The organism is Acidovorax sp. M14 (assembly GCF_049331375.1).
Taxonomy (GTDB): domain Bacteria; phylum Pseudomonadota; class Gammaproteobacteria; order Burkholderiales; family Burkholderiaceae_C; genus Acidovorax.
In genome coordinates, this window is sequence record NZ_CP186263.1 from 642,064 (window position 1) to 668,711 (window position 26,648).

19 protein-coding genes are annotated in these 26,648 nt (G+C 62.4%); 7 read left to right on the top strand and 12 right to left on the bottom strand.

Annotated elements, in window-relative coordinates:
* Nucleotides 1-27: 27 nt before the first annotated feature.
* From tssK to ACOYR4_RS03065, 7 genes are read right to left on the bottom strand one after another with little or no spacing between them, the layout of a single operon-like run.
* Entirely contained in the window at nt 28-1,362 is a 1,335-nt protein-coding gene (gene tssK, locus ACOYR4_RS03035) for a type VI secretion system baseplate subunit TssK (RefSeq protein WP_422848586.1), read from the bottom strand.
* Nucleotides 1,363-1,366: 4 nt separating this feature from the next.
* The gene (gene tssJ, locus ACOYR4_RS03040) at nt 1,367-1,945 is read right to left on the bottom strand and encodes a type VI secretion system lipoprotein TssJ (RefSeq protein WP_291442201.1); all 579 of its coding nucleotides are present in this window, start codon (nt 1,943-1,945) and stop codon (nt 1,367-1,369) included.
* Nucleotides 1,946-1,983: 38 nt separating this feature from the next.
* Nucleotides 1,984-2,772 (bottom strand): PP2C family protein-serine/threonine phosphatase, encoded by a 789-nt coding sequence (locus ACOYR4_RS03045; protein ID WP_422848587.1) that lies wholly within the window; start codon nt 2,770-2,772, stop codon nt 1,984-1,986.
* Entirely contained in the window at nt 2,769-4,886 is a 2,118-nt protein-coding gene (gene tagH, locus ACOYR4_RS03050; protein WP_422848588.1) for a type VI secretion system-associated FHA domain protein TagH, read from the bottom strand. Before tagH ends, ACOYR4_RS03045 begins: the two co-directional genes overlap by 4 nt.
* A gap of 33 nt (nt 4,887-4,919) precedes the next feature.
* The gene (locus ACOYR4_RS03055) at nt 4,920-5,420 is read right to left on the bottom strand and encodes a TssQ family T6SS-associated lipoprotein (protein WP_291442206.1); all 501 of its coding nucleotides are present in this window, start codon (nt 5,418-5,420) and stop codon (nt 4,920-4,922) included.
* On the bottom strand, nt 5,401-6,225 hold the full coding sequence (locus ACOYR4_RS03060) for a PEGA domain-containing protein (protein WP_422848589.1): 825 nt from the start codon (nt 6,223-6,225) through the stop codon (nt 5,401-5,403). Before ACOYR4_RS03060 ends, ACOYR4_RS03055 begins: the two co-directional genes overlap by 20 nt.
* Nucleotides 6,226-6,259: 34 nt before the next feature.
* Nucleotides 6,260-8,224: a protein kinase domain-containing protein gene (locus ACOYR4_RS03065; protein WP_422848590.1), complete on the bottom strand. Its 1,965-nt coding sequence runs from the start codon at nt 8,222-8,224 to the stop codon at nt 6,260-6,262.
* Between the two features lie 770 nt (nt 8,225-8,994).
* Here ACOYR4_RS03065 and ACOYR4_RS03070 point away from each other — a divergent pair.
* From ACOYR4_RS03070 to ACOYR4_RS03090, 5 genes are all read left to right on the top strand, one after another.
* Nucleotides 8,995-9,477, top strand: coding sequence for an Hcp family type VI secretion system effector (locus ACOYR4_RS03070; RefSeq protein WP_056059598.1), 483 nt, complete (start codon nt 8,995-8,997; stop codon nt 9,475-9,477).
* Between the two features lie 150 nt (nt 9,478-9,627).
* On the top strand, nt 9,628-11,928 hold the full coding sequence (gene tssI, locus ACOYR4_RS03075; RefSeq protein WP_422848591.1) for a type VI secretion system tip protein TssI/VgrG: 2,301 nt from the start codon (nt 9,628-9,630) through the stop codon (nt 11,926-11,928).
* 105 nt (nt 11,929-12,033) lie between these two features.
* Nucleotides 12,034-16,704, top strand: a complete 4,671-nt coding sequence (locus tag ACOYR4_RS03080; protein WP_422848592.1) for an RHS repeat-associated core domain-containing protein — start codon at nt 12,034-12,036, stop codon at nt 16,702-16,704.
* The gene (locus ACOYR4_RS03085; protein ID WP_422848593.1) at nt 16,701-17,162 is read left to right on the top strand and encodes a hypothetical protein; all 462 of its coding nucleotides are present in this window, start codon (nt 16,701-16,703) and stop codon (nt 17,160-17,162) included. Before ACOYR4_RS03080 ends, ACOYR4_RS03085 begins: the two co-directional genes overlap by 4 nt.
* Nucleotides 17,163-17,523: 361 nt before the next feature.
* The gene (locus ACOYR4_RS03090) at nt 17,524-17,937 is read left to right on the top strand and encodes a hypothetical protein (protein ID WP_422848594.1); all 414 of its coding nucleotides are present in this window, start codon (nt 17,524-17,526) and stop codon (nt 17,935-17,937) included.
* Between the two features lie 119 nt (nt 17,938-18,056).
* Here the strand turns inward: ACOYR4_RS03090 and ACOYR4_RS03095 are convergent, their stop codons facing one another.
* Entirely contained in the window at nt 18,057-20,132 is a 2,076-nt protein-coding gene (locus ACOYR4_RS03095) for a putative bifunctional diguanylate cyclase/phosphodiesterase (RefSeq protein WP_422848595.1), read from the bottom strand.
* 158 nt (nt 20,133-20,290) lie between these two features.
* Here ACOYR4_RS03095 and ACOYR4_RS03100 point away from each other — a divergent pair, with 158 nt between their 5' ends.
* Nucleotides 20,291-21,571 (top strand): DUF4010 domain-containing protein, encoded by a 1,281-nt coding sequence (locus ACOYR4_RS03100; protein WP_422848596.1) that lies wholly within the window; start codon nt 20,291-20,293, stop codon nt 21,569-21,571.
* A 33-nt stretch (nt 21,572-21,604) separates the two neighbouring features.
* On the top strand, nt 21,605-23,023 hold the full coding sequence (gene dbpA / locus ACOYR4_RS03105) for an ATP-dependent RNA helicase DbpA (protein ID WP_422848597.1): 1,419 nt from the start codon (nt 21,605-21,607) through the stop codon (nt 23,021-23,023).
* A 78-nt stretch (nt 23,024-23,101) separates the two neighbouring features.
* On the opposite strand, the gene ACOYR4_RS03110 is transcribed toward dbpA, so the two are convergent.
* From ACOYR4_RS03110 to ACOYR4_RS03125, 4 genes are all read right to left on the bottom strand, one after another.
* A complete protein-coding gene (locus ACOYR4_RS03110; RefSeq protein WP_422848598.1) occupies nt 23,102-23,794 on the bottom strand; it encodes an ankyrin repeat domain-containing protein in 693 nt (230 codons plus the stop codon).
* A gap of 43 nt (nt 23,795-23,837) precedes the next feature.
* Nucleotides 23,838-24,332: a GlcG/HbpS family heme-binding protein gene (locus tag ACOYR4_RS03115; RefSeq protein WP_008907144.1), complete on the bottom strand. Its 495-nt coding sequence runs from the start codon at nt 24,330-24,332 to the stop codon at nt 23,838-23,840.
* A gap of 138 nt (nt 24,333-24,470) precedes the next feature.
* Nucleotides 24,471-25,103 (bottom strand): response regulator transcription factor, encoded by a 633-nt coding sequence (locus ACOYR4_RS03120; protein ID WP_422848599.1) that lies wholly within the window; start codon nt 25,101-25,103, stop codon nt 24,471-24,473.
* On the bottom strand, nt 25,093-26,640 hold the full coding sequence (locus ACOYR4_RS03125) for a sensor histidine kinase (protein ID WP_422848600.1): 1,548 nt from the start codon (nt 26,638-26,640) through the stop codon (nt 25,093-25,095). The genes ACOYR4_RS03120 and ACOYR4_RS03125 overlap by 11 nt, the downstream gene beginning before the upstream one ends.
* Between the last annotated feature and the right edge of the window lie 8 nt (nt 26,641-26,648).

A 26,648-nucleotide genomic window follows, 5' to 3' on the forward strand; every position in this document is an offset into this window, starting at 1 on the left:
CGTGATTGAGATCGACATGGGTTGTTCTTATCTGCGGATCGCCCAGAATTCCAGCTGCAGTTCCGGGAACTCGCCCGAGACATGCATCGCCAGGCCCCCTGAGCTGTTGAGCTGGCGCCACAGGTCATGTGTGGTGTCCACCTCAAAATAGGAGTACCCCGCGTGGTAGGGGATTTCGCGTGGAGCCACGGACAGCGATCGTAGGATGACGCCCGGCAGGTGGAGGTTGACGAGATCCCGGATCTTCTCGACGGGCCCCAGCTTCGTCTGGGTGGGAAAGTGGGTGCGCAAGAATTCCACTGTGGTCTGGGCGTGTACTGCCAGCACGAAATCGCAGGTTGTCAGCAGCTCTGTGGATGGGATGAGGGCCACACGAACGCCATATTGCCGCTCCTGCAGTTCGATCTGGATGGCGTTTTGTTCAAGCACCGACGAAAGGCCGCGGCGCAGTTCCAGCATCAAGGGAGGAAAGCAGCTGCGCAGGTCGTCGTGGTCGTAAGCCGGCAGTGGCGCGGGGCGTCGTTGCTCGCGGGTGAAGGTGGACAGCTCGCCTGCCATTTTCAGCAGGTTATCGAAAAGGCGCTCGGGATGAATGCTGCGGACCCTGACCCAATGTTCCACGGCAGGCTCCCATCGGTTGATGAATTGCAGCATCAGGAAGTCGCCTACCTCGCCGACGCCGCCGCGTCCTGGCTGGATCAGCCGCTCCTCCAGCGCAGCGCCCCGCTGGCGCAACAGGCCATGAAGCTCGCGGCAAAACGCGAACAGTGCGGAGGTCTCTGAGTTGTTGACGACGGTCGGGATGAAGGTTTTGTCCAGCAAGGCCGCTCCATCTGCCTTGCGTTCCACCACGTGGGCCACGGGCAGAGATACCCAACCGTCGGACAGGTCATGCGAAGTGCGCAGGCTGAACCGGGCGATACCCAGCTGAACCTCCGCCGGCTGCGCACCCACATCATTGATGTCGGCCACTTCCAGCACCTGTGCCTGGTAGCGTGTCATACCTGCATCGCCGTCGGCCAGGGTGACCTCTGCGCCGCTACGCCGTCGCAGAGGGAGTGACAGATGAACCAGCGTGTCCTTGGTGTTTTTCCCCACATCAAACGGAGGGGGAGCCTCGTCCACCTCCGGGATCCGAAAGGGTGTGCCGTCAGGCAACACACCTTGCGCAGAGATCAGGGCAACCTTGCCGAGCGCCAGCATCTGAGTGTCTAGCGTCAGCTCCGAGAAGCCCCAGTAAAAAGGCTGGGCCGAAAGACTGCGCCCCTGGATCAGAAAGTCCAGGTGTCGCTCTTGTTGTTGAAAGTGCTGTGGGCGCAGGAACATCCCCTCCGCCCACACCACCTTGCGTTGCCAAACCATGCTGCTACCTTGAAGTGATTTGATGTTGAACCCGGACGGCATCGCGCGAGACTGTGACCAGGTAGTGAACGGGTTTGAGCCGCTGTGTTTCTCCAAGACCCCACCAGCGGCGGCGCATTTCCACCGAGTTCGGGGCATCGACATGTGCGCGCCAGGTGCTGCGTTCGAGATCGCGATAGCTGGCGAAGAAACCGAAAGCACGCACGTCGGGGTTGCCTTTGCGTTCGATGACGCGGCGCTCACCCGGTGCAATCAGGATCTCTTCTCGCCGCACGAAGTCGCCGCCGAGCTGGCTTTCGTCCTTGTCCAACAGGTCGAAGAAGCTGGAGCGTTCGAAGGTGACGGGGGTGCGCAACTCGTAGATGCGCAGCAGTACCGGCTTGGGCATGCCGTCCACGTCAGGGTTCAGGCTTCTTTCGGCGATGATCTCGATGACGGCTGGCGGCACCCCAGTGGGTGCTTCGCTGGGGCGATTGAGTGTGTTCACCACGCCGCATCCAGACAGAGGCAGTGCTGCTAATGACAGCCAGGGGGCGGTCTTCAGGATCGTTCGCCTTGATACGGCTTTCTTGGTCATCTGCATGGCGGCATCCTCCCGTTCGGTGAGCAGTTCGATTCAGTTCAGTTGACGGTCTGGTTTGTGGATACCCACACGGCCAGTGCGCTGAGGTTGTCCTGATGGGGGCGCCCTTTGGAACGGACGGCTTCCGCCATGTCCTGCAGCCAGACGTCGGGCCGCTCTGCGGCCTGCAGCGCTTGTTCCATCGCGGACTCGTGGAGGTTTTCCCAAAGTCCGTCGGAGCACAGCAGAAAGGCGTCACCCCCCGTCAGCTCCATGGATTCATGCAGCACGGTGGGCGGCACCTGCGACTCGGCACCTACTGCACCGGCCAGGACGCTGCGATTGGGCAGCGACCTGGGATCGCCGTTGGCATACAAGCCCGCGTGTAAAAGCTGCTGCACAACGCTGTGGTCTTCGGTCATGCGGTGAACCCGGCCCTCCCGGAACCAGTACAGCCGAGAGTCGCCCCAGTGGGCCCAGAGCGCGCGGCCGGTAACTGGATCTATGCACAGCAGGACCACGGTGGCGCTCATGTGCATCCGCGATATGGAGGTGGGCTGTTCCCCGGACACTGTGTGCTCGGCTCGAAAGATGAGCGATGCCAAGCTGGCTGGCGCAAACATGGGGTTCTCGCGGTAGCCTCCCAGCACGGCGTCCACCGTCAGGCGTGCGGCCAGCGCACCGTTGCCATGGCCTCCCGCTCCATCCGCCAGGGTGCAGCAAAATCCCCTCGACCCGAGATCGATCATGCCCAGGTAGTCTTCGTTGGATGCCCGGCCGCCTTTGTCCGTGATGGCCGACACCGATAGTTGAAAGCGGTGCGACTCGCCCGCGATATGTGCGATCACAGATGCCCCTCGGCGGACTGTGCAGCGGCTTCGTAAGCATTCACGAAGGTTTTCCCTGAGAACGCCATAAGGTCGTCTTCTGCGTGGCGACGCACGGAGTCGTATCGCTGCTGGAAGTCGTCCCACAGCGCGGCTTTACGGTGCACGCTGGATATTTTGGTCAGTAGGCTGGATGCCACCGCCGCGTTCTTCTCTAGCTCTGCAGGGCTAAGGCTTGCCACCGCCTCTGCGTAGGCGGCGCGTATGCCGGCCATCAGTGCGATCTGGTGCACCGCCAGGTCTTTGTACGCTTCCTTCATTGCGGGTACCGGCTTCATGAATCCCGGAAACGTTTGCCCAATGAGCTGCAGCATGACGCCCTCTGCCGTCGGCAGGAACTTGAGGGGGTTGTTGGCTCCTGAGGCAATGATGGTGACGTCTGCTCGGAATTCACGTTTGATTTCCGAGCGCGCAGAGAGGAGGTCGATGGATCCTTGTACTGCTACCCGCAGGGCTTCGCCGAAAACGTGCATGAAATCCGGCGTGATGGTGACATGTGCTTTGCCGGGATCTATCCCTGCCCCTTGGAGAAAAGCAGCGGCAAGTGCCTCCGATGAAGCTATCGTTGTACGCACTGGCGCATGGGGGTCAGCGGCGGTCGATGTTGACGCGGAGGGTGATGCGGACTGGGTGGCGTGTTTGGGTGTGGAGTTCGACACTAGATGCGGCGGCTGGATGCCGGTGACCTTCAGCAAGTCCTCCTCAGCCGGTACCTGCGCGGCGTCACCGCCGTCGAACAGCGCCAAGTCCAGCCCTTGCATTGCTTGAAGACCTGCCTGCGCAACAGGTTCAATGGGTGGCGCAGGCACTGGAGTTGCCGTGACGTCGAGACGGTTGGGGGGGGGCAGCTCATGAGTAAACGTATCTGGCAGCGCCGTCGCATTGTGCCGTCGGGCATCGCGGGGCATGTTGAACACCTGGGCCAAATCCGAGCCGCGGGACATGCTATGGTCTTCCGGCTCCGCATACATCGACTCACCGGGTTCACGAAAGAGCTTCAGCGGATTCAGTTCGATGGCTGGGTCCAGCTGTTTGGGCAGCCCAGTATGTGCGGCATTGTCCATGTCGCCTGCGAACTGCCCCGTTCTGGGCAGGGCCTGGAGCAACTCGTCGTTCTTGAGTTGGGCCACTTCGGCCAAGCTCTTGGCAGCAAGATCCCCGCTCCAGGGGTCACGCTGGAGGGCTTGTTCCTTGGGGTCCGCTGCGAATGGATTGAAGTCGTCGGGAATGACCATCGCTCGATGCGCTGTCGGCGGTACCTGAGCGGGCCGGTCTGTAGCGGTAGAAATATCGAACGGGTGAGGTGTGATGTTTTTTTTCGGAATCTCTGCATGCGGTTTGTCCGCCACTGACAGGGAAGAGGCCGAGTGCGTCACTGTCATTGCAGAGGTGGGCCCTCGCTCGCTAGGGCACTGTTCAGGGACAAGCGTCGCCGCAGAGCTGGCTTCCACCCGTCCGAGCATTGCAAAGGGGTTGTCCTCCGCAGCGCCAGAATCCGCCACGTGCCGCGATGGCGCTTTGGGCAGGGACGAGAGCAAAATGCCCGACAGGTGCGGGTCTTCGCCCTCGATGACTGGTATGTCTGCCCAGGGGTTGGGCAGGGAGGCGAGATCAATTGCCGAGGCGGAGGCATTGGCGCCCGGTATGGAGGTCACCGGCTGCGCGCTGGTACTAACTGCCGATGCAGACTCTGAGATGCCTTCTGTGCGAGTGCAGGAAACCTTCGCCGGTGTAGCCTGCAAATTGGAGTGTTGCCCTGGAATGACTGCGCGCAATTGATAAGGACCAATGCCTACGCTTGTTCCGGGCACCAGTGGTACCTCCTGCCCGGACAGCACCTCCCGCCCGTTCACGTGTACTGAGCGGCGTTCGCACAGATTGGCGATGTAGGCTTGGTCGGAGTCCAAGCGGACCATCGCATGCACGCGCGCAACCATCGCATCGTCATCGGGCAATACCAGTTTGTTTTGCCCTGCGCGACCCACGGTCCCGCCAGCCATCCCAAAAATGGCGGACCAATAGCGGCTCACCGGGCCACCCGCGTCGTGCGTGACCACCAGTTCTATCTTGTCCATTGCGTATTTGCGCTTGTGTTGTCTGGCAGGGCGTCAAGACGTCTTGCGGTTGTTGCGCTTGGATCGCGCAGCATTGCGGGCATTGATGAATTCACGGCCCCAGACGGGGTGGCCCTTTTCTGCCTCGGTGAGCTGGAACGTGGGGTCTTGCTCCAGGGCGAGCTCGAACTGCTGCCGGCAGGGGCGCGGCCGTCCTGCGGCGCAGTGGCTGAAGGCCATGAACTTACGGGCCTTGATCTGCAATGTCAGCGGTAGCTCGGTGGCATCGGCAAGAGGTGTGAGCTTGGCGATGGCTTCATCGAACTGCCCTTCTGCGTAGACGTTCAAGGCTTCGGTCAGTTGTGCTTCCTTCTCCGCGCGCGGATCCACGGGTGCGACGGGCTCGGGAGCTGGGGGCGGTGGCGGCGGTGCTTCCACCTGGGGCTCGGGGGGCTTTGGTGCCGTTTCGCAAGCGGTCAGGAAAAAGCTGGCGCAGGCAACGATCAAGGCGCTCCAGTAGCGGTTTCGCATGGATTTATCTCGCATCAAAGTCATGGGTGATGGTGATCGGTTGATCTGGCTCGACCTTGAGCGTCTTGCGCACGGTATCGAAGCCGGGGTTACTCAACTCAATGTTGTGTGAGCCTGGGGGAAGCTTGAGTTCTGTGAGCGGTGGCGTCACACCCACTCGCTTTCCATTGAGAGTCACATAGGCCCACGGTGAAACGCGCAGCAGAATGTTGTTCTCGGAGCGCATTGGCCTCCGCACACCCAGTGCCATTGGGGACGTCGGGTCGAACGATGGTGTGGGATAGCCTGCAACGGCCAGCAGCGGCGTGATCGCTGTGATCACAGTGCTGTTGAGCGAAAAGGTGAAAGCGTTGCTATTGCCTGGGGAAGATCCTTGACTGTTGCTGAAGCTTGCGAAGGACCGGCCGCACTTTGCACCGCGCTGGCTGTAGGCCTTCGCATAGGCATCCCGCCATGGGGTGTTCTGCAGCTCGTACGCTTCAAGCGTGAACGAAGGGCGCGCGTCGAAAGCTGCGTTGAACGCGGTGTCGCACCGGGTCCATTCCCGATTGGTGCAATAAATGAAAGCAAGGTATTTGTGAGCGGTAGATCGCTCCCGCCCATCTGCCAGTCCTGCAAACAGTGAAGCCTGTAGTGCTTTTTCTGCCAGCTCCAGCTTTCGCGTCTCGTAGAGCGATATGCCCTGTCCTAGGTATTGACGTCCAGCCGAAGAATCCGAGTTCCTCGCTTCAGGTGTGCTTGGTTCGTTGCAATCCACCGAGGCAATTGCAGTGCCGAGACCCAGACATAGGCACAGGCAACAAGCTCCCCATCGCAGTAAAGCGTTCATTGGCATATCGACAGCAGCCGCTTGTGGACGTGAATTATTCGAACTGGTGACTGATCACCACCGGCTCGCCTTTTTTGACCTGAACTGTCTTGGAGACTGATGCTGCGGCTGGATTGCTCACGTCGATGCGATGCAAGCCTTCAGGAAGCTCAATCGACGTCAGTGGTGGGGTGGTTCCCAAAGAGTTGCCATTCACCGAGATCCGGCCCCAGGGACTCACGCGAAGCACAACACGCCCAACCTCTGCCACAGTCTTTGGCGAAGACTTGGCGGCTACTCCCGAATCAGCAACGGCAGGATCTGCTTTGGGCGGAGGTGTTGGCGTTGCCGCCGTTACAGCCTTTTGGGTCGTCGTTGCAGGCGGCGCTGACGCTGCGGGCACTGGGGTGGCAGCAACGACAGCCTGTGTTGGCACGGACGCTACGGCCGCAGGCGGTGGGCTAACAACGGGCTCTTGAACCTCCAGACGACCGATGAGTGCCATAGCTTCGCTGCGATGCTTACCCTTCGGATAAGCGCTCAGGTACGAGTCCAGCATGGCGACAGAGCCCGCAGCTTGTGCTTCTTTCCAATGCTGATCTTCAAGATTCAGTGCGATATCTTCTGCGGAGTGGCGTGCGCCCCCGTCGTGCTTGGTCAGCCAAAACGCTAACCCTGTAGCTACGCAAAGCGCGAGAGCCGCGGTCGCCCATCGCAGCGTCAAAGTACGCTTGCGCGTATGCCGGAGATTGCTGATCTCTACATCTTGTCGTTTCTGCGCGCTAGGCTCCTCGGTCGGTTGGGGTGCCGCCGTGGAAGTGCCTGTTGATGGGCCAGACGAGGTCTGGGGGTCAAGCTGTGGAATATGGCTGTTGTCGGTGGCGACCGTTGCTTGCGGTGGTGTTGGATGCGCGAGAGAGGACATCGCAGCAATCGGCCCGTGCTGTGCGCGTTCCGCCGAATTGTTGAACGGCAACGATGCGTTGGCCTCGGTGGCTGCTCCGGTGGTTTTCAACGATTCACGCAGTCCCGTGGTGTCAGAGGCTGGCAGCGTCGGATGCGAGAGCGAAGAGGTAACCGCCTGCGCACCTGGTACGGCATCGTGCCAGGGCGCATGCATGGGCATGGTGAACGTTGTGATGCCAAGCAGCTCCTTGAGTGCAGCGATCGTCTGTGGCCGATCCTGAGGCTTCACCGCCAGTGCCTGCCCCACTCCACGCAGAAACTGGGATGAGTATCCTGGGTAGTCAGTAGGCGACAGAGCGACTACCGGGTCGTTGATCATCCTGGCTACCGAGGTCGCCGGAGGCTTGCCTGTGATCGCCAGGTAGAGCATTGCGCCAATTTGGTAGATGTCTGTCCAGGCTCCCTGCGGCATGGCTCCGTCGTCTACGTACTGCTCAATAGGAGCGAAGCCTGGCTTCAATACCATTGTCAGGGCCTGCGTCATGTCGCCGATGATTCGTCGTGCGGCCCCAAAATCGAGCAGCACCGGCATGCCTGAGTTTTGAAGGAATACGTTGTCGGGGGCGATATCGCGGTGATAGCAGTCGGCCGCATGCAGCATTTCGACGACATCGAGGATGGGGCCTACTATCGCGGCCAACATGCGTTGGTTCATGCGTTCTTGTTGAGCGTTTAAAAACGTTCTGAACGTCTGCCCTTCGTAATGACGCATGACCATGTAGGCTGTGCCATTCAGTTCGAAGAATCGGTACACGTGTACCAGGGCTGGATGTGAAAACTTGGCCAGCAGTCGGGCTTCGTTGATGAAGCTTCGCAGCCCTGCGTCGAATGCCCCACGATGCTGCGAACGGACGTGGATTTCGTTGGATGACTTACGCCCCGCCAAGGTGGCGGGCATGTATTCCTTGATGGCAACAATCCTGTCAAGGCTCACATCACGGGCGCGATACACAATGCCAAAGCCACCTTCTCCAACAACGTCCAGCAGACGGTATTCGCCGATATGGACGCCCGGCGCGAGGCAATTTGCCGAACCTCCTGCGGTCTCAATCATCACGTGGCTCCCTGTGTATTCATTGCCTCATAGGCCTTTTTCTTCAAGCGATCCGCAGGTCTTCAGTGCCATTGCAACCGGAGCTGCTGCGCTCGGCGGCTGCAATGTGCTCTTTCACCTCGCAGCGCACCCCATTGCGCCATCGATCGTGACCGCGGCACTTCGTCAGCATGCTGCGCCTTGGCGATCTAGACCGCGCTTTCAACGCTTTGTATCGTTATCGAATAGGGCGCAGATACCGGCATGTTTGTGAGCCTGGCTTCTCGCGTCCAGCATTCAAAAAGCCCTGCGCAGTCACCTTCATCTTGGTGACGAGTGTTCATCAGCAAGCTGCTTGCAGTGCGTTTGTGGCGGGCGAGTCTAACGTGGACAAATTGCAAAAAACGTCACAAAACCACTAGTTCAGAGGCGCCGAAACACACTGTTTCCAATGTTGCGGAGAGCCGCTGAATTGCTGTGACTTGATACCCCTTTTGCTGTTGGGCGTCCGTATCATCCGCCCGCCAATGAGCTTGCGAGGGAGGGGAAATCAAGCAAGCGAAGCGCCCTATGCAAAAACAAACACACGTTTACAAGATGAGCGTAGTGGCAATGCATGCGCAGTGTTTCCGCATGTTTCGCATGCGGGCTGTGAGGCTTCGCACCTCTCCTTCCGTCATGAATTCTGTGGGGGCGCAAGAGTGCCTTTGCGGAAATTGAGAGCGCGCGGGTGCTGTTGATGTTGATGCAACAGCCCTGCGACGCATTTTTGAACCAAGGAGAGGTACCGAATGACAGTTGCGATTTTTATGAAGGTGGAAGGTGCGAGCGGTGAATCGAAAGACGCCGCGCACAAGGATTGGACGGACGTGGAGTCGTTTACTTGGGGTGTGACCCAGCCGCACTCGATGGCCTCTGGCGGTGGTGCCGGTGCCGGTAAGGCTGACTTTCAGAACCTGAATGTCGTTGCCAACATCGACAAGTGCTACCCCGCTGTGCTCAAGCATTGCGCCACGGGTAAACACTTGGGACAGGTGGAAATCTCGATGTGCAAGGCGGGTGGCACGCAGATTGAATTCGGCAAGATCACCCTGACGGACGTAATGGTGACCAACGTGACCGTGAGCGGCACCAGTTCTGGCGACACCGTGGTTGTGAACTACGCGTTCCAGGCTGCCAAGATCAAGACGGAGTACTCCGAACAGACCAACCAAGGCGGCAAGGGCGCTACCAGCCAGATGGGCTTCAGCATCAAGGAAAACAAGGAAGCCTGATTGGCTGGCCTTCGGTTGCGCTCACCCTGCGTGCGCAACCAGGAGCCGCGTCCGTGGGCGCGGCTCCTTTTTGTGTCCACCCTTCGTCGTTCACCGGCGACCTTGCCGGGGCGGATTGCAGTCACTCAGACGTTCGTTCCACCTTCTCTCATGACCCGTCGCGTCACTATCCAAACTCCTCTGGGCGAGCAACTGCAATTTCGCAAGCTGGAAGGGACTGAAGCGCTGAGCGATTTGTTTTCGCTAGAAGTCGATTTGGTCAGTCCAAGCAAAAACATTGACCCAAAGGCGCTGCTAGGAAAAGCTGCGTCGGTGGTGGTGGAGACGGAGGGGTTAGGCAAGCGATATCTCAGCGGACTCGTCACGCACTTCGGTATGCGGGGGCAGGATCATCGCTGGGCTTCCTACCGCATGCGTCTGCGGCCCTGGCTTTGGGTCGCCACGCGCAAAACCGATTTCAAGATTTTCCAGCACATGACCGTGCCGGACATCATCATGGAAGTACTCGGGAAGTACGGCTTCCCCATTGAAAAAAAGCTCACTCGCTCGTACCGAACCTGGGAGTACTGCACTCAATACGGTGAGAGCGACTACAACTTCGTGGCGCGCTTGTTGGAGCACGAAGGCGCCTACTTTTACTTCACCCACAGTTCCGGGAGTCACACGCTGGTGCTGGCTGACGACATCACAGGCTCGCACGGTCCGTTGCCTGGTGGCCATGTCGTGCCTTTTCATCCGCCTGGCAAGGCCGCCATCGCGGACAAGGAGCATTTTTACGCTTGGGAGCTTGTCCAGGAGGTGCAGCCGGGACGGCACTACAACGATGATTACGATTTCAAAAAGCCGCGTGCCGACCTCTCAAACATGCGTCAGAACCCACCGGGGCATGAGCATGACAAGTACGAAATTTATGAGTGGCCGGGCGGCTATACCGAGTTCCCGGATGGCGAGACTTACGCCAAGATTCGTCTGCAGGAGCACCTGGCAAAGCACAGCCGGGTGCTAGGCCGTGGCAACAAACGCAACCTTGCCACGGGTTACACCATCAACCTGGAAAACTATCCGCGCGAAGACCAGAACCGCCAATACCTGATCGTTAGCACGCACTACCACTTTGAAGAGAATCCCGAGGTCAGCAGCAGCCGGGTGGGTGGAGCGACTGCAACCAAGAATCCGCACGAGGCGGGCTCCATTCAGCAGTTTGAAATTCAGGCGCAGCCCACCAGCATTGAGTTTCGTCCCAAACGTGACACACCCAAGCCGCGGGCGCTCGGCCCGCAAACGGCGGTAGTCGTCGGACCTACTGGCGAGGAGATCTGGACCGACAAGTTTGGGCGTGTGAAGGTTCAGTTCCACTGGGATCGCATCGGCGCGATGGACGAAAACTCCAGCTGCTGGGTACGTGTTTCGACCAGTTGGGCAGGACCGCAGTTTGGTGCGGTTTTCATTCCCCGGGTCGGTATGGAAGTCATCATTGATCACCTCAACGGCGACCCTGACTACCCCATCCTCACGGGTTGCGTCTACAACGCGCTCAACATGCCGCCCTGGGCGCTCCCTGCCAACGCGACGCAGAGCGGCATCCTCACCAGGTCCAGCAAAGGTGGAGCCGCGGGGGCTGGTATGAAGAATGGCCCCGGCGACGCCAATGCCCTCCGGTTTGAGGACAAGGCGGGCGAAGAGCAGTTGTGGATACACGCTCAGAAGGACCAGCTGACCGAGGTTGAAAACGACGAAGCAAAGTGGGTGGGCAGAGACCGGGAGAAGACCATTGACCGGGACGAGACCAACACCATTCACCGCGATCGCACCGAGACGGTGGACCGCAACGAAAAGATCACCATCCACGGCTGGCGCACGGAAGAAGTGGATGGAGACGAAACCATCACGATCCACAGCAACCGATCGGAGCGGGTGGATCATGACGAAAAAATCAGCATCGGTGACAACCGTGAAGAAACGGTGGGCAAAAACGAGACCGTCAAGATCGGCCTCACCAGACAACACACGATTGGCATCATGTCCATGCTCAATGTCGGGCTGGTCCGCATCATGAATGTCGGTGTTGCCTACAGCCAGAACATCGGGATGATGATGTCTACCATCGTGGGCATGACCCAGACTACCAAGGTCGGCCAAAGCCAGAAGACTACGGTGGGCAAGGACTATGTGCTGGAGGTAGGTGGGAGCGGCGGAGGGGCTGGTGGCTCTGCAGCTGCAGGTGGTGTGGTGGATCACATCGTGGCGCCTTCAGGCGGCGGCTCCGGTGATGGTGGTGGCGGTGATGCTCCCAGCTGCATCAAGATCGACGCCAGCCAGATCTTCATGGAATCCAAGAAGATTCATCTCAACGCCAAGGACGAGATCCTGCTCACTGTCGGCAGCAGCACCATCAAGCTCACCCCCAGCCAGATCGAAGTGCTTTCTCCGCTCGACAAGCTGAACTGCTAGGTGGGAACTTTGGGGGGAGTTTGGCGTTGCAGGCGCTGCCAGCCTTGCGGCGCTTCAGGCGGTGCGCGCATCTGAACAACAACATATTCAATCGAGGGAAACATCATGGGCAAGAACGCTGCCAGGCGAGGAGACCTGACGGAATCTGGAGGCCCGATCATCCAGGGCTCCAATACGGTCCTGATTGGCTCCCAAGGCGGCATAGCGTGCTCCACCTGCCCCGGTGGCAAAACCATTGGCAGCCCCGTCAACCCCACCCTGGGCGCCAAGGTCCTGCTCGGCCCCGAAGACCTGGACTTCGCACTGCCCGGCCCCATGCCCCTGGTCTGGCAACGCCAGTACAGCAGCTACGTCAATTCCGAACAGGGCCCACAGTGCGGTCTTCTGGGATGGGGTTGGCACCTGCCACACGAGCTGCGCCTTCAGCTCCAACCCACCCAAACCCTTCTGCACGACGCCGGTGGCCGGGTCATCACCTTTGACGAAGCCCTGCGCGCAGGCCAGACCCTGCAAAGCGACAGCGAAGCCCTCCTGCTGCTGCGCGGCGGTGACACTGAGGCTTACAACGGCGCGACCTCTGCAAGCCTGGCCCAGGAACTCCTGCCCTGGATGCACCAGCAGCGCTGGGCCCACATCCCCGCCCTCGCCCGATTGGATGCCAGCTACGTCCTGGCCGCCACGCAGACGGGCCGCACAGCCTGGCTCTTCAAGGCCCAGACCAACGGAGACTGCCACCTCGTTGGCCTGATGGATGCCTTCGGCCGCACCCAGCAATACCACCGTGATGAACACGGGCGGCTGGCTGCCATCACCGACGGCGCAGGCCGCCGCTACGCCCTGCTGTACAGCCGCGAGAGCGAGCCAGCGGAGCACGCGAGCAACGTTCAACCCACCGGCGCTGGTCCCATCGATACCGGGCTGCGCTTGATGGGCGTGGACTGCGTTCACAACCCGCACGACAGCAGCCCCGCCCACCCCGTGCCCCTGGTGCGCTACCACTACAGCCCCCAAGGCGACCTCATTGCCGTGCATGCCCGCGATGGCCAACGCACGCGCCAGTTCCGCTACGACAGCCAGCACCGCATGGTCGCCCACCGCGTACGCAGCGGCCCGGAACACAGCTATGTCTATGAAGGCGACCACTCCGGCGCCCGCGTCATCGAACACCACAACGAAGAAGGCCTGAGCTACCACTTCAGCTACCAGGATGCGGCGCCCCAAGACCCCAAGGCCGCCAGCTGCACCACAGTGCGTGACAGCCTGGGGCGCACCACTGCGTATCACCACGAAGGACGTGGCGGTCTCAAGCGCATCACGCGCCAGATCAACCCCGACGGCAGCGAAGAGCACTTCCAGTACGACGGCGCAGGCCGGCGCATCGCAGCCACCGACCCGCTGGGCCGCACCATCCACTGGCGTTACGACGGCCAAGGTAACCTGCTGGGCGTGCAAGGCTCCGACGGCCGCAGCAGCCAGCAACGCTGGGGTTTGCCGGGTACGGCGCAAGACGGTCTGCTGCTGCAAAGCGCCAGTGCCAGCGGCATCCACACCCACTACGCCTATGACGAATGGGGCCGCCTGACCGAGGTCACCGTCCTCGCAGGCGAACTGGCCAGCACCACGCGGCTGCAATACCAGGAAGGTGCCCCCCACACACTGCCCCCGGCCAACCGCGCTTGGGCCGACCAACCACAGGCCGTCATCGATCCCCGAGGGGGACGCAAGACCCTGAGCTACAACGCCTGCGGCCAGCCCATCCGCTACACCGACTGCAGCGGCCACACCACCCGCTGGCAGTACGACGCCTGGGGTGAACTCATCGAAGAAACCGATGCTCTGGGCCATCACACCCGCCACCAGCGCGACACCGTGGGACGGCTGCTGCAAACCCAGCAGGCCGACGGTAGCTTGGTGCAATACCGCTGGGCCGACAACGGCCAGGTCCAAGCCATCACCCTGGGTGCCGTAGCCCACCGAACCAGCGGCACCGGCTTGGCACCGGTCACCACCACCGTGACCTACGAGCACGACCTCAGGGGCCGCATCATCGCCCAGACCCAGGCTGGCGCCAGCCTGCAACTGCGCTACGACAGCGCAGGCCGCGTCACGGAACTCCTCAACGAGAACCACGCCACGACCCGCTTCACCTACGACAGCCAGGACCGCCTGATCCAGGAAGTGGGCTTCGATGGCCGCAGCCAGACCTACCGCTACGACGCCGCAGGCCAACTGATCGAAAAGACCGACAGCCAAGACAGCAGCTTGGCCGCTGCGACCGAAGGCATGGGTACCGTGCGCAGCCGCTTCCACTACGACAACGCCGGGCGCCTGACCTACCGTATCACCGCCAAAGCAGGTGCGGCCTGCGAGGGGGACATCTCCCATGTCAACGCCGAGGCCCCAGACAACGACCTTCAAATCCACCAGTTCAGCTACAGCGACAGTGGTGAACTCCTGAGCACCGAGGGCTGGGAACTGAGCACAGAGGCGACCACCGCGCTGGTCAACGACTGGTTGCAACTGAGTACTGAACAACTGCGTACCGTGCTCAACCAGCAGCACGGCACGCAAGCCCTTGCCAATAGCCTCTGGCTGCAAAGCCTGCAAGTCCGATACCTGCAGCCCAGCAGCCGCGTAGATCTGCAACGTGACGCTCTGGGCCGCACCACCGGCGAAGTGCAAACGCTCTACTGCGTACCCGAGGCGGACACCAGCGGCGCCCACAAACTGGCCCTTGCTACCGAATTCGAACACCGCATCCACCACCGCCTGGGCGCACTGGGTGAGCGCCAAACCAGTGAATTGCAAGGCATCGGCCAACTGGACTGGCTGACCTACGGCTCAGGCCACGTGCACGGCGTGCTTCTCAACCAAACCCCCCTGCTGGCCCTGGAGCGCGACAAGCTGCACCGCGAAGTAGGCCGCAGCCTGCACCTGCTGCAAAACGGCGCAGCGCACGAACACGCACCGGCCATCATCACCCAGACCCGCCAGGTGGACCCTCTAGGCCGCCTACTGCACCAACGCTGGCAAGGACTGCCAGGACACGCCAGCGCACCCCAAAGTGCAGCCCCGCTCATAGGTGGCCTGCAGCAGCGCCGCTACACCTACGACAGCCTGGGCCAGCTCATCGGCATCCAAACCCCCACCGAAGCCAACGCCTACCAATACGACAACCGCCAGCGCCTGATCGGCCAGACGCACGCCAGCGCCCAGGGGGAGCACCAGCACCGATGGCGCCTGGACCCGGCAGGCAACCGCCTGCCCGCCAAAGCGGCGTTCCAGCACCTGGGCGCAAAGACCGCAGCCAGCGCTGACTGGAGCGCCCAGGTCCAGCAAAACCTGCACGACCCGCAGTTCAACCTGCTGCAGCCTGACCAAAACCCGGACACCCCCGCGGGCCAGAACATAGAGCGCTGGCGAGACAACCGCATCGGCTGGAGCCAGGACGCAGACAACCAAGACGCAACCCACTACCGCTACGACTGCTGGGGCAACCGCACGCAGGCCCTGCACATCGACGGCAGCATTACCGAGCTGCACTACGACAGCCTGCACCAGTTGCGGCAAGCCGTGCAACGCAACCCCCAAGGGCAAGAACTAAGCCGCACCACTTACCGCTACGACGCATTCGGACGGCGGGTGAGCAAGACGTACCGAAAAACAGGCGAGCCAGGCCACATCACCCACTTCGGCTGGGACGGGGACCGGCTCGTTCATACGGAGACCGCAGGGCAGATTCATCACACGGTGTACGAGCCTGGCAGCTTTGTGCCGCTGCTGCAGGTGCAAAGAAGCAAAGAGAACGTGGGGCAGACCGACCCCGTCAAGACCTTGCTGGGGCTGCGGGGAAACAGTGACGCTAGCAACGCTCTGGAGCGAGAACTCCCCCGCGAGGAACGAGAACTCCTTCACCAGGCCTTGAAGGAGGCCCTGCAGCCTGGCTACCAACTCTCAGGGCTACTGCCGCAGGAATTGCAGGCGCATGTGCGGGAATCGATCCAGGCGCTCAAGGATGCACAAGCGCAAACGCAAGAAGAACACCCGCTGACGATCCGGCACGTGCTCACGGATCACCTGGGTACACCTATCGCGTTGGTCAATGCGAACGGAGAACAACTAGGGCAAGTGGCCTGGGTGGCTAGGTACACAGCTTGGGGCGAAATTGCGGACGAATACAACCCCGATCAAATCCACCAACCGATTCGCTTCCAGGGACAGCAGTTCGATGAGGAAACGAACCTTCACTACAACCGGTTCAGGTATTACGACCCGAGCGTGGGACAGTACATCACCCAGGATCCTATTGGACTTGCTGGGGGGATTAATTCAGCTAATTATCGAGTTGGCCCAGTAAATTTTGTAGATCCCATGGGGTTAGATCCAATTGCAGTTCCGTCGAAAGGTTTAGATGTTGGAAAAACAAAGGGTATTATGGATAAAATTTCCGATGTGCTAAATTGGGATGAGAATAAAGAAACTGGACGTCAAATCAAAATCAAACAAGATTTATTAATGTGCAAGGCTGAAAAGGAAATTGAGGATAAGGTTAATAATGAAGAATTAACCCCGCAGGCGGCGAGAGGCGCATTGGCGGCAAAACGGATTTCAATATATGCCGATGGACCTGTATCGGCTGGTGTCGAGGCAACTCAAGCAGGAGTGATTGAGAATGCTGCAAAGAGCTACGGTTATGCCACGGCGCCTGCCAAAGATTGCGCGAAGCTTTTAAATCCGCAGTCTGGTCAGTCCCAATTTGATTTTTTCAAAAAATGAAAATAATAAAATCTGTTGCTATACTTTCGCTGTTGATATGGGGATGTGGCATAGTGGCCCTACTATACGGAGGGGATGGCGCAGTGGGGGGCTCTTGGATTGCTCGTTATTTTGGGTTGGGTATATTTGGTTGGGTTTTTGGTTTGATAATTTTGTTGACTATTTTTAAATTATTTTCTACTTCTTCGAGGGTTAATGCCGCATTCTTGGCGATGTTTTCGATTTTTTATGTGATTTTTCCGGTGGAATGGTTTTTTGAGATGGCTGCAGGTGGAGGTGGGTTTTTGAGTTATGTGTCGGAGAAGATAAGAGGCGTCGAAGTATTTGGGGTTGGTGCTATTTTGGTTGTCATGTTGCGAGATATTTTTAAAGCGACAATTCCGGTTATGTTATTTGTTGTCCCGGTTTATCTATTTTTAAGATTTGTGGGTAAGAGGGTTTTTGCTGGTGCGCGCTGAGCTTTTAAGGGATTGATTGCGATTTTTTTTGCCAATAGAGTCACATCATGTGTGATGCGACCTATTTAAGACGGCGCGGTAGTAGTTTTTCGGCATCGGAGACGCCACAGGGAACCTCTAAAAACCTGTTCCTGCCCAGAACTCTTGGCCAACGCTACAACCGCCACGTGTGCAAACCCTGCCCCGTTTAGGCGTATCGCCTCAAAGAAGAGAACCCAAAGCAGGAGAGCCTCCGCGCGAATTCGAACGGGGCCAACCGCAACCGCACGCAGGCCCTGATCAGAGCAATTCAAAAATGATAACCCGAAAAGATCCATCGACTACATAAGAAACGGGGAGCTTGAAAGCGGAGGAAAAACAAATGCCAGAAATCAGTAAAAAAATCTGTGAAATTCTTTCTGCATGGTGTCTGCTGACACTTCTTGCACTCGCCCCAAATTTCGCTTTGTCCGCCTGCAACTTGCCTGTGCCTGATATGGGTGGAGCAGATGTTTCCCCTCCTAATTACACGGGATACTTGAAAAGCACAGGGGTGGGGTGGATTGTTGTCAAAGACTATATAAGCCAAAATGTGAAGCGTATTGGTATTTCTGAGCTCGGCGAGGCATATTCTGCTTTTGGGGGTGATGAGAAGTTTGTTAACTTGAAAAATGGCATCGCAGTGCGCGTTTGGTTCAAGGATTGTTTGTCAAGCCCAAAGCCTTCGGCGAGTTACGTTGAGTTTTTTTCCAATAACCCTCTTGACCAACCTCCTAGCAGCTATTTTTACAAGTAGTAATTTATTTAGATGCCTATCGTCCAAAGCGTAGGATTCTCATTTTTATGCGATGAGCGCTGTCAAAAGCGAGAAAGCGATGGCGCAGAACTACATACACACAATAATCCGTGAGTAAATCATTTAGTCTTGTTCCTCAGCAGCCATCGCCGCGTAGATTCCTCACCCATGGGCATTGCCACCACAAACCCCTGGATCAAATCACACCCCAGCCCCGCCAGCAGGTCGATTTGCGCCTGCGTTTCCACTCCCTCGGCCACGGTTTGGAGCTGCAAGCTGCGGCCCATCTGGATGATGGCGGTGACGATGGCCACATCGTCGGTGTTACCGGGGGTGTCGGCCACAAAGGATCGGTCGATCTTGAGCTTGTCGATGGGATAGCGCTTGAGGTAGGCCAGCGATGAATACCCCGTGCCGAAGTCGTCGATGGAGATGCCCACGCCCAGGGCCTTGATCGCGTTGAGGGTGTCCAGCACCTGACCGGTCTGGTGCATGAGCACAGATTCCGTCAGTTCAATCTCCAGATACTGCGGGGCGAGGCCGGTTTCGAGCAGCACGGCGGCGATCTCGGCGGCCACGTCCCGTTGGCGGAATTCGAGGGCCGAGAGGTTGACGGCCACAGGCACCGGAGCCAGGCCCTCGTCTTGCCAGGCCTTGAGCTGGCGACAGGCCTCGCGCATGACCCAGCGGCCAATCGGCGTGATGAGGCCGCGCGATTCAGAGAAGGTGATGAACTCATCCGGCCCGACCAGTCCCCGCTCAGGGTGGCGCCAGCGCACCAGCGCTTCCAGTCCTTGCAGGGTGCCGTCGGCCAGGCGTATCTGTGGTTGGTAGTGCAGCTCGAAGTCGTTGCGGGCGATGGCGTCGCGCAGCAGGCGCTCCTGGTGCAGCACATCGAGGGCGCTGGCGTCCATGCTGGCGGCGTAGAACTGGCGGTTGCCACGCCCACTTTCTTTGGCGTGCTGCATGGCCGCATCGGCACAGCGCAGCAACACGTCGGCACTGGCGCCGTGGTCCGGAAACAGGCTGATGCCGATGGAGGGGGAGATGGTGAGCGGCAGGTGATCGACCGTGAACACGCCATGCATCGAGTCCAGCAGTTTGTCGGCCACCATGGCTGCGTCATCGGGCGTCTGGATGTCGGTCAGTACCACCACAAACTCGTCGCCACCCAGCCGGGCCACCACGTCGGCGTCGCGCACGCCGCTGCGCAGTCGCTCGGCCACGTTGCGCAGCAGCTGGTCGCCCGCGTGGTGGCCCAGCGAGTCGTTCACGGTCTTGAAATGGTCCAGGTTCATGAACAGCACGGCCACGCGGCCGTGGCGCCTGCGTGCCAGTGACAGCACCTGCGACAGCTGCTCCATCAGGAAGTGCCGGTTGGGCAGCTGCGTGAGGGTGTCGTGCAGGGCGATGAAGGCCTCGCGTTCCTGCGCCTGCTTGCGGGCCGTGATGTCGCGCACCACCACGATGCGGTAGTCTGCGTGGTGCAGGGGCATGGTCTTGCCGACGACCTCGACGGGGATCGCATGGCCGTCCTTGTGGCAGATGGTGACCTCGTAAGGGTCCTCCCGTCCGCTGCGGGTGTACTCCAGCGCTGTGGCGCGCCATTCGGGGCTGATGAAGTTGAAGATCGACAGGCCGGTGACTTCTTGCAGGCTGTAGCCTGTGAGCCGGGTGAGCGCCTCGTTGCCGTCGGTGATGAGGCCGTCGCGATGGAACACGATGGCCTCGTCCGTGGCCTCGGTGAACTTGCGCATGCGCTCTTCGCTCTGGCGCACCTCGCGCTCGGCGCGCCAGCGCTCGGTGATGTCGGTGATCAGCACGAAGGAGCCCAGCTGCTGCCCCACGCCGTCAAAGTGTGGAATCAGGTTGACCTCGATCATCCGCACCTCGCCATTGGGCAGGGTCTGCTCGCGGGTGTATTTCACGCGCTCACCGTGCGAGCAACGATCCACGTGCGGCTGAATGGCCTGCCAGGCCTTGTCGCCAATCGCCTCCTGCACCGTGAGGCCCAGGATGGATTCGGTGCTGTGGCCGTTGTAGGCGGCGTAGCCCTGGTTGGCAAACTGGCAGCGCAGGCCCGGCAGGTCGTAGTAGGCCATCAGGGCTGGCACCGAGTCGGCAATCAGGCGCAGCAATGCATCGCTGGAGCCGCTGGGGCCAGGGGCGGGGGCTGCGTGGGGGCTGTCTTGCATGGGCTGGCGCTGGTGGGATTCGTTATAGCCGATCCACCTGACTCCCAGCCTTGGGGCAATTCCGCATGTTCGCTGGCTGAAGGCGCTGTGCGGCCTGTCTTTCTGTCACCATGCTGCGTTGCCGCAATCACGATCAACAGGAAAGGTGTGGGCGTCCCATGCAGGAGTTTGGCGGGTTTTCCAGCGCGCTGGCCGTATTGGCGAGCGCGGCGGGCTGTGGTTTGCTCATGGGCATCGAGCGCGAGCGCCGCAAGGGGGCCGGGCCCGACCGTGCGTTGGCCGGGGTGCGGTCGTTCACGCTGGCCTCCCTGGCGGGCGCGGCGGCGGCGCTCACGACCGTGCCTGCGCTGGTGGCGGTGGGGGCTGCCCTGGTGGCAGCACTGGCCGTGGTGGCTTATGCGCGCGACCGGTCCGGCGACCCGGGCGTGACCACCGAGATCGCCCTGCTGCTGGCCTATGTGATCGGGGTGACCTGCGCGCGCGACCAGCTGCTGGCCGCCGCCCTGGCGGTGGTGGTGACGGGGCTGCTGGCGCTGCGGGACGCGCTGCACCAGTTCTCCAACCAGTGGCTGCAGCCCGGCGAGGTGCGCAGCGGGCTCATTCTGGCCGCGCTGGCCTTGCTGGTGTACCCGCTGGCCCCCAACACGCCCCTGTGGCAAGGCGTGCTGAACCCGCAGGTGGTGGTGCGCCTGGTCATCGTGCTGCTGGTGATCCAGTCGCTGGCGCACCTGGCCAAGCGGCTGATGCAGGCGCGCCACGCGGGGGCGTTGTCGGCGCTGGCGTCCGGCTTCGTGTCGAGCACCGCCACCATCGGCAGCCTGGGCATGGAGGTGCGCGCGGGCGGGGCCACGGCGCGCGCCAACGCGGGGGCTGCGGTGCTGTCGTGTGTGGCCACCATGGCGCAGATACTGGTGGTGGCCGCCACGGTGCAGCCCCAGTGGCTGGCGCAGCTGTGGCTGCCCGCGCTGGCAGGCGGGTGCGTGGCGGCGGCCGTGGGCTGGTGGGGTGGGCGGGGCGCGGGGCGCCGTACGGCCACGGCGGCAGATGCCGGGGTGGACGGGGCTGTGGCCGTCCCACCAGATACCCCCATGTTCAAGTTGCGCGATGCCTTGCTGATCGCAGCCCTGCTCACGGGCATCCAGGTTGGGGTGCAGGCGCTCACCGCCTGGCAGGGCGATGCAGGCATGCTGGCTGGTGCACTGCTGGCGGCGCTGGCCGACGTGCACGCCGCCACCGCCGCTGTGCTGGTGCGCGGCGGGCCGGACAGCGCGTTTGCACCCGCCATTGCGCAAGCCCTGATGGCCGCGCTGCTGGTGCATGCGGGCAGCAAATGTGTGGTGGCCCTGGCCAGCGGGGGCTGGCGCTATGCCCTGGCGGTGGCGCCGGGCGTGTTGGCACACACCCTGGCCTTTGCGGGGGTGCTGGCCCTGCAGGCTTAGCGGCCTTTGGAGGGCGGGCCGGATAATCGGCCCATGACCTCCAAAGAAAACCAAGCCCGCACTGATTTCGGTGCGCTGGCCCTCAGCCCCGCCATGCTGGCCAACCTGCAGCAGCTGGGCTACACCACGATGACCCCCATCCAGGCGGCCAGCCTGCCGCCCGCCCTGCTGGGCAAGGATCTGATCGCCCAGGCCAGCACCGGCAGCGGCAAGACGGCCGCGTTTGCGCTGGCCCTGCTGGCCAACCTCAACCCCCGCCGCTTTGCCGTGCAGGCCCTGGTGCTGTGCCCCACGCGCGAGCTGGCCGACCAGGTGACCACCGAGATCCGCCGCCTGGCGCGGGCCGAAGAAAACATCAAGGTTGTGACCCTGTGCGGCGGCGTGCCGCTGCGCGGCCAGATGCTGAGCCTGGAGCACGGCGCCCACATCGTGGTGGGCACGCCCGGCCGCGTGATGGACCACCTGGAGCGCCAGCACCTCACGCTGGAAGCGCTCAACACCCTGGTGCTGGACGAAGCCGATCGCATGCTGGACATGGGATTCTTCGACGACATCGTGACCGTGGCGCGCCAGTGCCCCAAGGAGCGCCAGACCCTGCTGTTCTCGGCCACTTACCCGGATGGCATCGCCAAGCTCAGCGCCCAGTTCATGAAGTCGCCCGAGCAGATCACGGTGCAGGCGCAGCATGCCGAAGGCAAGATCGAGCAGCGCTGGTACGAGGTGAAAAACAGCGAGCGCTTGCACGCGGTGTCGCAGTTGCTCAACCATTTCCGGCCCGACTCGTCCATCGCGTTCTGCAACACCAAGCAGCAGTGCCGCGACCTCGTGGCCGTGCTGCAGGCCCAGGGCTTCAGCGCGCTGGCGCTGTTTGGTGAACTGGAGCAGCGCGAGCGCGACCAGGTGCTGGTGCAGTTTGCCAACAAGAGCTGTTCGGTGCTGGTGGCCACCGACGTGGCCGCGCGGGGCCTGGACATTGCCAACCTGGCTGCCGTGATCAACGTGGACGTGACGCCCGACCCCGAGGTGCACATCCACCGCATCGGCCGCACGGGCCGGGGCGACGCCGAAGGGCTGGCGCTGAACCTGGCGAGCCTGGACGAGATGGGCAGCGTGGGCAAGATCGAGCAACTGCAGGGCCGCGAGTCGCGCTGGTTCCCGCTGGCGGACCTGACGCCCACGGGCAGTGGCCCGCTGGTGCCGCCCATGGTCACCCTCCAGATCATCGGCGGCCGCAAGGAGAAGATCCGCGCGGGCGACGTGCTGGGCGCGCTGACCGGCGACATGGGCTACACCCGCGAGCAGGTGGGCAAGATCAACGTGAACGACTTCTCGACCTACGTGGCCGTGGACCGCGCGATTGGCGCCCAGGCCGTGCAGCGGCTCAACAGCGGGCGCGTCAAGGGCAAGAGCGTGAAGGCCCGCCTGGTGACGGGAACCCAGGACTGTGAGTAAAAAGCGCCGGATGCGCTAGTCAATCATGCGCTAATAGCTATCAATTTGATAGTGGAAGCGCGTCCTGGCCTGGCGGCATCAGCGCCGTGCTGCGGCAGCCTCCAGCATCCGCACCATCTCTCCAAAGCCCCGCTGGCGCGCCAGCTGCTGGGGCGTGTTGCCCTGCCGGTCGGTCAGTGCCTGGCTGGCCCCCGCCTGTAGCAAGGCTTGCAGTGTGGCCTGGTGGCGCGGGCCGCCGTTGCCCAGCACGATGGACTCGATGAGCGCCGTCCAGTGCAGGTTGTTCACATGGTCCAGCGGAGCTCCGGCGGCGATCAGCTGGCGCACCACGCCGTCGTGCCCCAGGTGGGCGGCGGCGATCAGGGCCGTGCCGTCGTAGCGGCTGGTCACCTGCTTCGCGCTCGCGCCCAGTTGTAGCAGCACGCGCAGCGTGGCCTCGTCGTCGGCCACGGCGGCGATGGTCACGGCGTCGTAGCGGTCGTTCTCCAGCGCGTTCAGGTCGGCACCCGCTTGGGCGAGGGCGCGGATTGATTCGGCCTGCCGGGCAAAGGTGGCCACATGCAGCGGCGTGCGGGCGTAGCCATCGCGGGCGTTCACATCGGCCCGCGTCGCGATCAGTTGGGTGAGCTTGGGCACATCGCCCCGCGCCGCGGCCGCATGCAGGCCCTGGTAGGCGGCCGTTTCAGCCGCCGTGGGCGGCACCTGGGCCTGGGCCGGGGTGCCGCAGGCCAGTGCGGCGGCCAGGGCGAAAACAAGATTCCACTGCTTCATGGGGGCCTCCGTTGAATGCTCAGTTGCCTTTGGTTGGGCTGGCTTACTTCAGCAAGTCCTGCACCTTGGCAATGCCCGCCACCGCGCACTGCTCGTCCAGGTGGCCGCCGGGCGCACCGCCCACGCCCACGGCGCCGATCACTTCGTTGCCCACCTTCACGGGCACCCCGCCGCCCAGCAGCAGATAGCCGGGGATGTTGACCAGGTTGGCGGCCGCAGGGTTCTTCTGCGCGCCTTCCATCATGGCCAGCGTGGTGTTCTTGGCCGATGCCGATGTGTAGGCCTTGAGGCGGCTGGCTTCCAGCGTGTGGGGGCCAGCATTGTCGGCGCGGTGCACGGCGCGCACGGTGCCTGCACGGTCCACCACGGTGGCCGTCACGGCGTAGCCGTTGGCGGTGCAGGTGGCCACGGTCTGGGCGGCGATCTGCGTGGCCAGGTCCAGCGACATGTTCTTTTCGGTGCGCACGCCTTCGGCGCTGGCGGCGGTGGCGATCAGGGACAGGGTGAGGGCGGCAGCTTTCACGAGGGTGCTTTGCATGGTGTTCTCCGGTGTTTTGGCGTCGGTGCCACCCGTTGTGGCGCCGTGGGAGAACTGTAGAAATGGCCGCCGTTTTCGGCCATTCGGGCGGCTACGCGCGGGCCTCCGTAGAACTACGGAAGGTCTATGCCGGTCGATTCAGGATGCGGCATCCACCAGCGCCGCATACCGCCGTATCAGCTGCGCCAGCGATTCCGCCCCCAGCTTGGCAAAAAGGTTGGCGCGGTGTGTTTCCACCGTGCGGGGCGAGAGTTCGAGAGCACGGCCGATTTCCTTGTTGGTCAGCCCCTCCACGATCAGTCCCAGCACCTCGCGCTCGCGGGCTGAGAGCTGCACAAAACGCTCGCGTGCCTGCTGGTCGGCCTGGTGGCGCTCGCGCGAGCGCACATGCTGGCGTACGGCGTTTTGCAGGGCCTCGATCAGCACTTCGTCATCCACCGGCTTTTCCAGAAACTCGGCCGCGCCGGTCTTGAACGCGCGGCGGCACATCTCCACCGTGCCGTGGCCGGTGAGCAGGATCACGGGCTGGTCCACGCCCTGCGCGAGCAATTGCTCCAGCACCGTGAGGCCGCTGATGCCCGGCATGCGCACATCGAGCACGATGGCACCGATGCTGGCGCGGTCAAACCCGGCCATGAAGGACTGCGGATCGGCCCAGGTCTGCACGCGCAGGCCCACGGTGCTGATGAGCAGCGAGAGGCCCTCGCGCACGGCGGCATCGTCGTCCACCAGCTGGATCAGGGGCGAGAGGGAGGGGGCGCTATCGGTCATTGGTGGGTGGTGCGGCTTGCAGGGTCAGCACAAACTCGGCGCCCCGCTGGGCGGCGGACGGGGGCGTGGCCTCGGGCGCCAGGGCGAGCTGCGCTCCCATGGCCTGCGCCAGGCTCTCGCACAGCGTGAGGCCCAGGCCCAGCCCGCCGGTGCGTGTGGTGTAGAAGGGCTCGAACAGGTGCTGGCGCGCTTCGGGCGGTATGCCGGGGCCGTGGTCGCGCACCGACAGGGTCACCCGCCCGCTTTCCGCGCGCGCCATGCTCAGGCGCAGCTGGCGTTCTGCGGGCGGCACCTGCTCCAGCGCCTGCAGGGCGTTCATCAGCAGGTTGTGGACGATCTGCTGCAGGGCCACGGGTTCGGCCAGCACCGGGGGCTGGTCTGCGGCGGCCAACACCTCGGGCACCACGCCGCGCTGCGCCAGCTCGGGCTCCAGCAGGTGCAGCACGTCCTGCACCGCAGTGGGCAGTGCCAGGGGCTGGGCCTGGCCCGCCAGGTCGGGCCGCTCCACCAGACGGCGCAGGCGGCCCACCACGGTGGATGCGCGGCGCGCCTGCTCCACGGCGCGGGCCATGGCGGTCTGTGCGGTGTCGAGGTCAGGCGGGTCATCGGCCAGCAGGCGCTGGGCGGCCTGCGTGCTGGAGAGCAGTGCCGTGAGCGGCTGGTTCAGCTCGTGCGCCATGCCCGCGGCCAGTTCGCCCAGCGTGTTCAGCCGCGCCACCTGGCCCAGGCGCAGCAGCTCTTCGGCCCGCTGGCGTGCCACGCGCTGGCGCCACAGGGCGCGGCCTGTGGCCCACAGCGCGGCGGTCAGCAGGCACCAGCCCAGCATGCGCCACCAGGGCAGCTCGTGCAGGCCCACGCTGCGGCGGGCCACCACGTCCAGCGGCTGGCTGGGTGCGGCCAGCAGTTTGTGAAAGTCGTAGGTGCGGATGCCGTTGCCCCGGTCGGCCGGGCCGGGTTGCACCACAAAGGCCGTGCCGCCATGCTCCAGCGTCACGCGCACCGGGCTGGTGGCCAGGTCCATGGGCCACTCGTCGGTGGGGATGGTGGCGCGCAGGTCGATGTGCAGTGCGTAGCTGGCGGGCGTACCGGCCAGCACCAGGTAGAAGCGGCCTGCGGGCAGGTCCAGCCCCGCCATCGCGGCGTGGCCCGTGCGCCGCGATGTGGTCTCGGCCGCTGCCAGCTCGGCCTGCAGCGCGGGCGGCCAGTCGCTGTGGGCCGAGCGCTGCAGCACGGCCAGGATTTGCGGGTACACCGACGGGAGGCGGGGCAGGGGCGATGCCGCGTTGTGCGGGCCATCCGCCGCAGCGGTAGCAGGCTGCAGCAGCGCCAGCGTGGCCAAGATGGCGTCGTGCTGCACCACGCGCTGGCTCAGCAGCCGATGCACGATGCGTGCGTCGGTCTCGAAGGCTGCATGCAGTTGCTGCAGGCGGTCCACCACCAGCCAGCCGCACCCGATGCAGGCCACCACCACCCACAGCAGCAGGCTGGGCAGGTGCAGGGTGTGTCGGGGCAGAAGGCGTCGCCAGGCTGGGAGCATGCGCGGAT